The 12,528-nt window shown below is 65.3% G+C and carries 7 protein-coding genes; all 7 read left to right on the top strand.

Annotated features, from left to right (window positions below; translation table 11 throughout):
- Position 1 precedes the first annotated feature (1 nt).
- The 7 genes from ahcY to addA all read left to right on the top strand — a co-directional run bounded on the left by ahcY (position 2) and on the right by addA (position 12,513).
- A complete protein-coding gene (gene ahcY, locus MU848_RS08420; RefSeq protein WP_247231172.1) occupies positions 2-1,411 on the top strand; it encodes an adenosylhomocysteinase in 1,410 nt (469 codons plus the stop codon).
- Positions 1,412-1,634: 223 nt separating this feature from the next.
- The gene (locus tag MU848_RS08415) at positions 1,635-3,983 is read left to right on the top strand and encodes a PAS domain-containing sensor histidine kinase (protein ID WP_247231171.1); all 2,349 of its coding nucleotides are present in this window, start codon (positions 1,635-1,637) and stop codon (positions 3,981-3,983) included.
- Positions 3,984-3,996: 13 nt separating this feature from the next.
- The gene (gene tsaE, locus MU848_RS08410) at positions 3,997-4,434 is read left to right on the top strand and encodes a tRNA (adenosine(37)-N6)-threonylcarbamoyltransferase complex ATPase subunit type 1 TsaE (RefSeq protein WP_247231729.1); all 438 of its coding nucleotides are present in this window, start codon (positions 3,997-3,999) and stop codon (positions 4,432-4,434) included.
- The gene (locus MU848_RS08405) at positions 4,431-5,417 is read left to right on the top strand and encodes an aminoglycoside phosphotransferase family protein (protein ID WP_247231728.1); all 987 of its coding nucleotides are present in this window, start codon (positions 4,431-4,433) and stop codon (positions 5,415-5,417) included. The genes tsaE and MU848_RS08405 overlap by 4 nt, the downstream gene beginning before the upstream one ends.
- The gene (locus MU848_RS08400; protein WP_247231170.1) at positions 5,414-6,124 is read left to right on the top strand and encodes a nucleotidyltransferase family protein; all 711 of its coding nucleotides are present in this window, start codon (positions 5,414-5,416) and stop codon (positions 6,122-6,124) included. Before MU848_RS08405 ends, MU848_RS08400 begins: the two co-directional genes overlap by 4 nt.
- On the top strand, positions 6,117-9,092 hold the full coding sequence (gene addB, locus MU848_RS08395; protein WP_247231169.1) for a double-strand break repair protein AddB: 2,976 nt from the start codon (positions 6,117-6,119) through the stop codon (positions 9,090-9,092). Before MU848_RS08400 ends, addB begins: the two co-directional genes overlap by 8 nt.
- On the top strand, positions 9,073-12,513 hold the full coding sequence (addA, locus tag MU848_RS08390; protein ID WP_247231168.1) for a double-strand break repair helicase AddA: 3,441 nt from the start codon (positions 9,073-9,075) through the stop codon (positions 12,511-12,513). The genes addB and addA overlap by 20 nt, the downstream gene beginning before the upstream one ends.
- Positions 12,514-12,528 lie beyond the last annotated feature (15 nt).

Genomic DNA, 12,528 nt, shown 5'->3' with positions numbered 1-12,528 from the left:
CGTGGCCACAGCACCCGCCACCCAGGCGCAGGACTATGTGATCGCCGACATCAACCTTGCCGCGTTCGGCCGCAAGGAAATCGAGATCGCCGAAACCGAAATGCCCGGCCTCATGGCGCTGCGCGACGAGTTCGGCGCGGCCAAGCCGCTGAAGGGCGCGCGCATCACCGGGTCGCTGCACATGACGATCCAGACCGCCGTGCTAATCGAGACGCTGGCTGACCTCGGCGCCGAAATCCGCTGGGCCTCGTGCAACATCTTCTCGACGCAGGACCATGCCGCCGCCGCCATCGCCGCGCGCGGCATTCCCGTCTTCGCCGTGAAGGGCGAAACGCTTGAGGAATATTGGGACTATGTCATCCGCATCTTCGATTGGGGTGACACGACCTGCAACATGATCCTGGACGATGGCGGCGACGCCACCATGTTCGCCCTGTGGGGGGCGCGCGTTGAAGCTGGGGAAGAACTGTTCACGCCGGGCAACGAGGAAGAAGAAATCTTCGTCGCGACGCTGAAGCGCTTCCTGGCCGAACGTCCGGGCTACCTCACCAAGACCGTCGCCGCGATTAAGGGCGTGTCGGAAGAGACCACCACCGGGGTCCACCGCCTTTACGAGCTGGCCAAGAAGGGTAAGCTTCCCTTCCCGGCGATCAACGTCAACGACAGCGTCACCAAGTCGAAGTTCGACAATCTCTACGGCTGCAAGGAATCGCTGGTCGACGCCATCCGTCGCGCCACCGACGTCATGCTGGCAGGCAAGGTCGCCTGCGTCGCCGGCTTCGGTGACGTCGGCAAGGGATCGGCCGCGTCGCTCCGCAATGGTGGGGCTCGCGTGCTGGTGACCGAAATCGATCCGATCTGCGCGCTGCAGGCCGCGATGGAAGGCTATGAAGTGGTGACGATGGAAGAGGCCGCTCCGCGCGCCGACATCTTCGTGACCGCGACCGGCAACGAAGCCGTCATCACCGTCGATCACATGCGCGCGATGAAGAATATGGCGATCGTGTCCAACATCGGCCATTTCGACAGCGAGATCGAAATCGCTGGCCTCAGCAACATGAAGTGGACCGAGATCAAGCCGCAGGTCGATGAGGTCGAGTTCCCCGATGGCAAGAAGATTATCGTCCTTGCCAAGGGCCGCTTGGTGAACCTTGGCTGCGCAACGGGTCATCCCAGCTTCGTCATGTCCTCCTCCTTCACCAACCAGGTGCTGGCGCAGATCGAACTGTGGACCAAGTCGGACCAGTATAAGAATGAAGTCTATGTGCTGCCCAAGCATCTGGACGAGAAGGTCGCGGCTCTGCACCTGGAGAAGCTGGGCGTAAAGCTGTCCAAGCTGACGCCCAAGCAGGCGGCCTATATCGGCGTTACGCCGGAAGGCCCGTTCAAGCCGGATCACTACCGCTACTAAGAAATCGAAAAGGGGGAGGCGAAAGTCTCCCCCTTTTTTGAATATTTAGCACATCGTCATCCCAGCGGAAGCTGGGACCTAATGGAATGACGAGGGAATGGGCCGCTTGCAAGCAGCCGTGCATTTCTTCCAACTCCCTGCTTCACGCTGCCGTCCACTTGCGTTAATCCCCGGATAATCATGCAGAAGGGGCGCGGGTCGTGATGAGGGGTGAGCAGGCGCAATGACGTCATTGACCCCCTTTGCCGCGGTCATCTTGGGGATCGTTCTGGCCGTATGGTTGGCTGCCGCCGTCTGGGCCTTGTCGACCGGCCAGCGCATGCGGCGTGAAGGCACGCAGGTCCAGGGCAAATATGACCGCCTGTCCAGCTTGCTCGCCTCGGCTCCGGCCGCGCCGGTCATCATTCATGCCGATGGCCGGATAGAGGCCGCCGACCGGCTCGCCAAATGGCTCGGCAAGGATCGCGTTCCCGCCTTCGTATCCGAGTTGACTGCGCCCGATGGGGGTTTGGAGCCGGATGACGCATCGGCTCTCGCCCAGGAAATAGCGGCAGCGCAGCGGGCGGGGCGGAGCTTTTCCCTCGCGGTGCGGGGTGAGGGTTCATCCCGGCTCTTACTTGTTCGCGGGGCGCCTGCGGGCCCGGTGCTAGCCGAAAGCGGCGGCGTCGTGCTCTGGATATTCGACGCAACCGACAGCCAGTCGGAAATCCAGGCGCTGACGAGCAAGGTCGAACAGTTGCGCGACGCCCTGGAGGCGCTCGCCGGCTTGGTGGAGGCCGCGCCATTCCCGATGTGGCATCGCACGCCTGACATGCGCCTCAGCCTCGTCAACGCAGCCTATGTCCGCGCGGTGGACGGCCCGAGCGCCGCCGATGTCATCGCGCAAGGCACCGAACTGGTGGAAGCGATCGGCGGCCTCAGTCCCGAGGGGGCTGCGGAACAGGCACTCGCCGAAGATCGCACCGTCGAGCGCATGGTCCCTGCAACCATAGATGGCGAGCGCCGCACGATGCGGGTGGTCGACGTTCCGCTCGGCGACGCGGGTGTGGCCGGTTTTGCCATAGACCAGAACGAGCTTGAGCAAGCCCGCCTCGAACATCGCCGCCTTGAGGCGGCTCAGCGCGACCTGCTCGACCGCCTGTCCGCTGGCGTTGCGCGTTTCGGCCCGGATCGGACGCTGGGCTTCTGGAACCAGCCGTTCATGAGCCTATTCGGCCTTGATCAGGAACATCTGGCCGACCATCCGGTGTTCGAACGGGTGCTTGACCGCATGCGCGAGGCCCGCCGTCTGCCGGAGCATCGCGACTTTCCCGCCTGGCGCGCGGAACGGCGTGACTGGTTCCTCTCGCCCGATCCGCGCGAGGAAAATTGGCTGCTCGCCGATGGTACGCATTTGCGCGTTTATGCGCAACCATTGCCTGACGGCGGCTTGCTCCTGATCTTCGAGGATCGGACGGAGCAGGTGCAGCTCTCCAGCGCCCGCGACACGCTGCTCCGCGTCCGGACGGCGACCTTCGACAATCTCTTCGAATCCATCGGCGTTTTCTCTTCCGATGGCCGCTTGTCGCTTTGGAACAGCCGCTTCCGCTCGATCTGGGACATTTCCGAAGATCTGCTGGCGCAGCACCCGCGCATCGACGAGCTTCTCCGTGCCGTTCAATCCCGCCTCGCCAAGCCACAGCAGGCCAATCTCGTCCGTGAACTGGTCCGCGCGGCGACCGTGGAGCGCAAGCAGCGCGTCGGCCATGTCGGTTTCGCGGACGGCCGCATCTTCGAATTTGCCGCCATCCCGCTGCCGGACGGCAATGCGCTCTTCACGATGCTGGACGTCACCGATAGCCGCCGGGTCGAACAGGTGCTGCGTGACCGCAACGAAGCGCTTGAGCAGGCTGATCGGGTCAAGACGGCATTCGTCACCAATATGAGCTACGAATTGCGCACGCCGCTCACCACCATCGCGGGCTTCGCCGAGATGATGAGCGCGGGCTATGCCGGGGACATCAGCGATGCTGCCAAGGAGTATGTCGATGGCATCCTCCAGAGCACCAATCGCCTCGCCATGCTGATCGACAATGTGCTCGACCTGACGCAGGGGGAAGCCGGGACGCTGCCGATCGATCGCGCGCCTGTCGACCTCGCCGCCTTGGCAGAGGAAAGCGTCGCCCGCATCAAGGGCGAGGCAATCGCGAAGGGCATCGACCTTGCCGTCTCCCTGCATGAAACGCTGGGACAGGTGGAAGGCGATAGCCGCCGGATCGGCCAGGCGCTTGACCATTTGCTCGAAAACGCGGTTTGCTACAGCGGCCGGGGAGCCCGCGTCTTGCTGCACGGCGACGGGAGCCCCGCCTCAGCGCGGTTGGTGGTGTCCGACAATGGCCCCGGCATCAGCGCAAAACGCCGCGCCACGATCTTCGATGCGGCGGCTCGTGCTGAACAGGCGCGGAGCGGCGAAAAGGCCGGTATCGGCCTCCCGCTCGCCAAGCAACTGGCGGAAGCGCATGGCGGCAGCCTGGAACTGGTATCAGAGCCGGGACAGGGCACCATGGCGGTGATCGAGATCCCCCGTGGCTGACCATAGCCTTACCATGCCCGACGAAGCCGCGATGCTGGCTCTTGGCCGCAATCTGGCCGATGTCGCGCGCATCGGCGACGTCATTGCGCTGGAGGGCGGGCTCGGCGCGGGCAAGACGACGCTCGCGCGTGGCATATTGGAAGGGCTCGGTCTGGAAGGCGAGGCGCCAAGCCCCAGCTTCGCGATCGTCCAGCCCTATGACGTGCCGGAGGTGAAGCTGCCCGTCGCCCATGTCGATCTCTATCGCCTCGACGATGCCGAGGAAGCAGAGGAACTGGCGCTCGACGAATATCTGATGGACAGCCTGCTGATTGTCGAATGGCCTGACCGCCTGGGGCCGGATGCATGGCCGCATGCGCTGCGGCTCCACATCGACATCGAACCCGATGGCGCTCGGCGCTTGACAGTCCGCGTGCCGGACGCTTGGACAGAGCGATGGTCGCAGATATGATCCCGCCCGCTTCCGCTCCCGCCTTTCTCTCAGCTGCGGGGTGGGAACATGCCGCGATAGTCCCACTGGCGGGCGATGCATCCTTCCGTCGCTACTTCCGCGTGATTGACGGCGCGCGCCGGGCCGTGCTGATGGACGCGCCGCCGCCGCACGAAGACCCGCGCCCCTTTATCGCAATCGCCGAACATCTGGTGGGACAGGGCTTTGCAGCCCCCGCGATCCTCGCTCGCGACCTTGAGCAGGGTCTGGTCCTTATCGAGGATTTCGGTGATTTGCGGGTCAAGGAACATCTCGACGATGTCCCCGCGGACGAGCTTGGCGTGTATCGCAGGGCGGTCGAACTGCTGGCCGATCTTCATCGCACGCCCGCCGCCGACCTGCCCCCCTATGATCGCGCGGTCTATCAACGCGAAGCGGGGCTGCTTACCGAATGGTACTGCCCCGCGATCGGCCTTCCAGTCGATGCGGAGGCCTATGTCCGCGCCTGGGATGCCGTGTTGCCGATCGTTGAGCAATCGGCCAGCCCCGCCGTCACGGTGCTGCGCGATTACCATGCTGAAAATATCATGCTGATCGATCGCCCCGAAGTGCGCGGGCTTGGCCTGCTTGATTTTCAGGACGCGCTTGCAGGGCATCCTGCCTATGATCTCGTATCGCTGCTTCAGGACGCCCGGCGCGATGTGCCGCCGGAAGTAGAAGCAGCGATGATCGTCCATTACAAGTCGATCGCGAACCCTCCGGCCGACTTCGATGCTGCCTATGCGGTGTTGGGTGCGCAGCGGAATGCCAAGATCATCGGCATCTTCACGCGGCTTTGGAAGCGGGACGGAAAGCCACGCTACCTGTCCTTCCTGCCGCGCATGTGGGACCTTCTGGAACGCGATCTCGCGCATCCCGCGCTTGCGCCCGTTGCGCAATGGTTCGCCGGCAACATAGCAGCGGAAAAGCGGCACCTCGCGCTTCAGGATCAGGCGGCGGCATGATCGACACGGCAATGCTGATGGCGGCGGGGCTCGGCAAGCGGATGCGCCCGCTCACCGCCACCCGGCCAAAGCCCTTGGTGAAGGTCGCGGGCAAGCCGCTCATGGATCATGCACTGGATCGGCTGTCCGCTGGCGGCATCCGCAAGGTGGTGGTCAATGTCCATTACCTTGCCGACACGGTCGAGGCGCACCTGAACGCCCATTCGAACGGCATGAATGTGTTGATCTCCGATGAGCGGGCAAAGCTGCTGGAAACCGGCGGCGGGCTCATCCATGCGCGTTCTCTGCTCGGGGACGATCCTTTCTTCTGCGCGAACAGCGACAATCTCTGGATCGACGGGCCGCATGAAACACTGGGCATGATGCAGCGGATTTGGGACCCTGAGCGGATGGATGCCCTGCTGCTACTGGTGCCGCTCGCGCGCGCCCATTGCCATAGCGGACCGGGTGATTTCCACATGGACGCTTCGGGACGATTGAGCCGCCGCAAGACGAGCCATGTCGCGCCCTTCGTCTTCACCGGCGTTCAAATCCTTTCGCCCAGCCTGCTGGTCGATCCCCCGTCCGATGTGTTTTCCACCAATATCTTCTGGAATCGCGCCATAGAATCCGGGCGCCTGTACGGCGTTTCGCACCAGGGGCTCTGGTTCGACGTCGGCACCCCGCGCGCCATTCCTTTCGTGGAGTCGATGCTCGCCCATGGGTGATCCCACCCGGCCCGCACTGTTCAATATTCCCGCCCACCGCGCCTTTTCCGACGCTTTGGCAGCGGGCATCATCGCGCAGCATGGCGGCGATCCGATGGCACTGGCGCAGGGCATGATCCTGCTGCCTACCAATCGCGCCATCCGCGCCGTCAGCGACGCCTTCGTGCGCCGGTCAGGCGGCGGTCTGCTTCTCCCAAGATTGGTGGCGATCGGCGATCCCGATCTTGGCGAACAGGCGGGCGGCGCGCTCGATCCGCTGGCGGAGGGAGAGGCCATCCCCCCCGCCATCGCACCCATGCGACGCCAAATGATCCTGTCGCGCATGGTTCAACAGGCATCCGGCCAGCCGATGGACGCCGCGCAAGCGATAAAGCTCGGTCAGGCGCTCGGCACCGTTCTCGACCAGATGCAGGTGGAGCGGGTGCCGATCACGGCCTTGTCCGATCTGACGCTTTCGGACGAACTGTCTGGACATTGGCAAAGATCGCTGGATCTTTTCTCCATCCTCATTCGGCGCTGGCCCGACGAACTGGCGCGGCTTGGCCTCATTGACCTTGCCGACCGGCGCAACCGGTTGTTCGACCGCCTCGCAATGCGCTGGGCTCAGCAGCCTCCTTCCGGCTTCGTCATCGCCGCTGGCATAGCGACGACAGCGCCAGCGGTCGCAGGCTTGCTCCGGCGTATATCCGTCCTGCCGCGTGGCAGCGTCGTTTTTGCCGGTCTCGATCATGAAATGGATGAGGCGGCGTGGGAGGCGATCGGACCATTCGCCCCGGACTCCATCACTGGCCGAGCCCCGCCCGCCCATGAAACGCATCCCCAATATGCCTTGAAGCTGTTGCTCGACCGTATGAGCGCGACACGGGATGACGTCGCCTTGTGGCGCTGGGGCAGTGAACATGATGCGCGCGCCGTCCGCAGCCGCAACATTTCCAACGCCATGCTTCCCCCGCGTCTGACAAGCCGCTGGCGCGATCTTAAGACGGCCGACCGCTCGCTCGGCGGAGTGGAGGCGCTTGAGGTGGCGACACCGGGCGAAGAAGCGCAGGCCATCGCCATCGCCTTGCGCGAAGCCGTGGAAACGCCGGGGCGCACCGCGGCGCTTGTCACGCCTGACCGCCAGCTCGCCACCCGCGTATCGGCGCATCTTGCCCGCTGGGGCATCGCCGCCGACGATTCCGCTGGCCGTCCGCTGTCGCGCTTGCCGCCGGGCACCTTGCTCATCGCGCTGGCCCAGACGGTTGCGGAACGCTTCGCGCCCGTCGCGCTGCTTACGTTGCTCAAGCATCCGCTCGTCATGCGCGGGGAAAGGCGGCTTCACTGGCTGGAGGGTGTGCGCGGGCTCGATCTGCTCCTGCGCGGCCCCCGCCCGCCCGCAGGTCTTGGCGGCATCGACCTGCTCCTCACCGAGCGGGAAGGAGAGGACCGGCAGCGGACCTTGCGCGCCCAGACCCGCTCTTGGTGGGCCGAGGCGCGCGCGCTCCTCGAACCGCTTGAGCAAGGCTTCGCCTCTGCCCCAACCTTCGCAGCACAACTCGCCGTGCTTCGTGAGCAAGCCAGCCTGCTGACGGCTGACGCCATCTGGGCAGGGGTGCAAGGTCACGCCGCCGCCGACCTGTTTGCTGAAATGGAGCAGGCGGCGGGGGAGGGGCCACAACAGGCGGACATCCGTTCCCTGCCGGCGCTGCTCGACCATATGCTGGGCGGCGCATCCGTGCGTCCGGTTCAGGGCGGCCATCCACGCATCGCCATCCTCGGCCTGATTGAAGCGCAACTGGTGCAGGCCGACCTCATGATTCTGGGCGGACTTAACGAGGGCACCTGGCCCGGCCTGCCATCGCCCGATCCATGGCTCGCGCCCCGCATTCGCCGCGAGCTCGGTTTGCCGGGCCTTGAAACCCGCATCGGCCGTGCGGCGCACGATTTCGCCAGCGCATTGGGCGCGCCTCACGTCCTCATCACCCGCGCGCGCAGAGGTTCGGGCGGCCCTGCCATCGCCTCCCGCTTCTGGCTGCGTCTCAAGGCCATGGCCGGTCCACAATGGAAAAGCGCGGATCGCTACGGCGCGCTGGCGCAGGCTCTCGACCGGCCAGCGCGGCACGACCCCAGCCGCCGCCCGGCACCCGTTCCACCCGCATCCGTCCGACCCAAAATCATCCCCGTAACCGATGTCGACCGGCTGAAGGCCGACCCCTTCGCCTTCTACGCCAAGCGAATCCTGCGCCTCAACAGGCTGGACCCTGTCGATGCGGACGCCGGGCCCGCATGGCGCGGCACCGCTGTTCACGAAATCCTGCAACATTGGGCGGAAGCCGGACGGCGCGATCCGGCGGATCTTGAGGCACGTGCCCGCGCCATGTTCGACCGGCCGGACGTTCATCCGCTGCTCAAGGCGCTGTGGCAGCCAAGATTGATCGAAGCCGTCCGCTGGATCGCGGCGGAAGTCGCCGCCGACCAGGCAGCGGGCCGCACCATCCTGGCGGTCGAAACGGACGGCCGCGCGGACATTGCTGGCGTCACCCTGACCGGAAAGGCCGACCGCATCGATCGCATGCCGGACGGCACGCTGGCCATCGTCGACTACAAGACTGGCAAGCCGCCGAGCGCCAAGCAGGTGAAGGCCGGCTATTCGCTCCAGCTTGGCCTGCTCGGCCTCATCGCCGAAAAGGGGGGCTTTCCCGCGATCACGGAGACCGGCGCGGCCGGATGCTTTGAATATTGGTCGCTCGCCAAGAAGAATGATGCGTTCGGCTACCGGGAAAGTCCCGTTGATCCCATGGGCAAGCGGGACAAGATCGTGACCTCATCTTTCACCGCGCTCGTCCATGACTGGTTCGACAAGATAGCGGGCGATTATCTGACCGGCACAGCCCCGTTCGACGCCCAGATCAATCCCGAAGTGGCCAATTACGGCGATTATGACCAGCTGATGCGGCTGGAAGAATGGTATGGCCGCGACGATGGGTAGGAAGGCCTCCGCTCTCCAACCGCTCGCAGGCGCCCAGGCCCGCGCCGCGTCGCCGGACGCGCATGTCTGGCTTTCCGCGTCGGCAGGCACGGGCAAGACCCATGTCCTGACGGCTCGCGTGTTCCGCCTGTTGCTGCAAGGCGTCAGGCCAGAAAATATCCTTTGCCTCACCTTCACCAAAGCGGGCGCGGCGGAAATGGCCGACCGCATCCATGATCGCCTTGCCGCATGGGTCCAGATGGAAGAAGGCGAGCTGTTCGAGGATCTCGAAGCCCTGCATGAGGATAGCGGCCCGGAAGCACGCGACCGTGCCCGCCGCCTCTTCGCCGAAGTGCTGGAATCGACGGGCGGGGGCCTCCGCATCCAGACGATCCACGGATTCTGCCAGCAACTGCTGACCGCCTTTCCGCTCGAAGCCGATCTGCCCCCCGGCTTCCGCCCGCTCGATCAGCGGGAGCAGGCGGCGCTTGCCCGCCAGACGCTCGCAGACCTCGCGGTCCGCGCGCAGGACCAGGGCGATGACAGCCTCATGGAAGCACTTCAGGCCATCAGCCTGCGTCTCGGTGAAGGCGGCGCTGAACAGTTCCTGCTGCGCTGCGCCGCTCATCTTCCGGCGTTGGAGCGACTGCCTGAAGACATAACCGCGTGGCTCTACCGCGAACTCGATCTGCCCGAGGGTGACGTCATGGCGCACCTCGCCAGCCAGTGCGAAGATGCGCAGTTCGACATGCGAACCCTTGCCTGGATCGCGCAGGCCAACGCCGATTGGGGCACCGGCCGCGCCCTCGAACGCTGCGACCGCATAGCCCGTTGGCGGGCGATGACCGCGCTTGAGCGGGCCGAAGCGCTCGCCGACCTGCACGGATCATGGGCCAAGGCCGATGGCGACATCATCTCGGCCAAAGGCTGGGTCCCGCCGATCGATGGTTATGGCGAGGCAAGCGCCCGCCTCCATTCCCGCTGCGCCGAGCTTCTGAGCCTCAAGGCGCTCGCAGCCTATGCCGATCTGCTCGCCCAGGCCCTCCACGCAGGCCGAGCCTATGCCCGCGCCTATCATGAGGCCAAGCAGCTTGCCGGAGCCGTCGACTTCAACGACCTCATCGCCCGCACCGCCGACCTTCTGTCCCAGCCCGGCATAGCCGACTGGATCCGCTACAAGCTCGACCAGCGCATCGACCATATCATGGTGGATGAGGCGCAGGACACCAATGTCAGCCAGTGGCAGATCGTCGGCGCGCTTGCGGCCGAATTCTTCGCGGGTGAGGGCGCGAAGGGGGATCGTGTCCGTACGGTCTTCACCGTGGGCGATTTCAAGCAGGCGATCTTCGGCTTCCAGGGCACCAGCCCCCAGGCTTTCGCCGCCGCGCAGATCTCATTCCAACGCCACGCCGAAGATGCCGACCACATCTTCCACGACCTGTCGCTCGAACGCAGCTTCCGCTCGACACCCGCCGTCCTCGACGTGGTCGATCAGACGATCGCGACGCTCAGCGCCGAGCGGCTAGGCCTGCGGGCTGGCGCCGTCCAGCACATCAGCGCCAATCGCTTCCCCGGAGAAGTGCTGCTGTGGAAGCCCACCATCGCGGGCTTGTCCGACGATGCCGAAGGGGAGGAGGATTGGGCCGCAGATCAGGAACGGCAGCTCGCCCAGAATATCGCGCGGCAAATCCGTCAATGGATCGATGACGGCATGATGCTGGAAAGCCGTGGCCGTGCCGTCACTGCTGGTGACATCATGATCCTCGTGCGCCGCCGCAGCGAACTTGCCCGGCTGATCGTCGCGCGTCTCTACGAGGAAGGAGTGGCCGTCGCCGGGATCGACCGCCTTCGCCTCAACGCGCCGCTCGCCGTGCGCGACCTGCTTTCCGCACTGCGTTTCGCCGTCCAGCCGGAAGATGACCTCAATCTCGCCGCGCTGCTGGTGTCCCCGCTGATCGGCTGGTCGCAGGATGATCTCATGACCCGCGCCATGAACCGGCGCGTCGGCCTGTGGCAGCATCTTACCCGCACGCTGGACGATGAGTTGCTCGCCCCGCTGCGCGCCTTGCTGACCCGCGCGGACCTGACCACACCCTATCGCTATCTTGAGGCCATCCTGTCAGGACCGATGGAGGGACGCCGCCGCCTGATCGAAAGGCTCGGCATCGAAGCCGCCGATCCGATCGAGGAACTGCTCAACGCCGCGCTTACCTTCGAAGCGGACGACCATCCCTCCTTGCAGCGTTTCGTCGACTGGTTCGACCGTGGCGAGGTGGAGATCGTCCGTGACGCCGCCGCCCAAGGGGACTCGCTGCGCTTGCTGACGGTGCACGGGGCGAAGGGCTTGCAGGCGCCGGTCGTCATCCTTGCGGACGCTTGCCTTGATCCCGACGCGGGCGCGCGTGCCGACTCGCTGGAATGGAACGGCCTGCCCATCCTCGCTCCGCGCAAGTCCGAACGGCTAGGCCCCATTGGCCAGGTTCTGGAAGAAGCCAAAGCCGCAGAACGGGAAGAGCATTGGCGGCTGCTCTACGTCGCCCTGACCCGCGCCGAGGAACGGCTGGTGGTCACAGGTTCGCTCGGGCCGCGCGCGCGCGGGATGGCGCAGCCGGAAAGCTGGTTCACCGCCGTTGAGAACGCGCTGGCTGCTCTTGGCGCGGATTGGGAGGATGATCCGCTCTGGGGCGCCCGCCGGCGCTGGCAAGGGACCGAGGCGCTGCATCCCCGCGCGCCTGAGAAGACCACAGCCATCGAGAAGGTGGCCACCGCCGAGCCCGCATGGCTCCGCCAGCCTGCGCCTGAGGAAGCGCGGCCACCCCGCCCACTCGCGCCATCAGCGCCAGTGGAGGATGACGTGCCCTATCCCCCACCAACGCCCGCGATGAAGGCGGCAAGCGATCGCGGCCGCTGGCTTCACGCGCTGTTCGAGCGTCTGCCGGACGTCCCGCCCGGCGAGCGTCATGAGCGCGCCGACCGCTGGTTGGAGCAGCAGGGCGCAACCGACGCATCCTTGCGTCATGACGTCATCGCGCAGGCACTTCGCGTGATTGAGGATAGCAGTTTCGCTCCGCTTTTCGCACCCGGTGCCCTTGCCGAAGCGCCAGTCGCGGCGGTGGTGGGCGAGATGGTGATATCCGGCACCGTGGATCGGCTCTGTGTTGGCCCCGATCTGGTACAGGTGGTCGATTTCAAGACCGGTCGCATCGCGCCTTTGAACGTCGATGAAGTTCCCACTGCGCATGTCCGGCAAATGGCGGCCTATGCCGCCGCCCTGAAAGTGATCTTCCCCGGCCGCAGGATAGAAGCCGCACTGCTCTACAGCAGCGCCCCGCGCCTCATCACGCTTCCGCCCGAACTTCTGGCGGCGCACAAGCCGGGCTTTTCGCCCGCGCAGGAGAATTTGCCGCTCTCACCCGTTGAGACGGATGCGTCACCATCCTAGATATCCGCCAACTCA

This window comes from Sphingobium agri (genome assembly GCF_023051225.1).
Taxonomy (GTDB): Bacteria; Pseudomonadota; Alphaproteobacteria; order Sphingomonadales; family Sphingomonadaceae; genus Sphingobium; species Sphingobium agri.
This window is presented reverse-complemented; position numbering and strand designations above follow the sequence as displayed.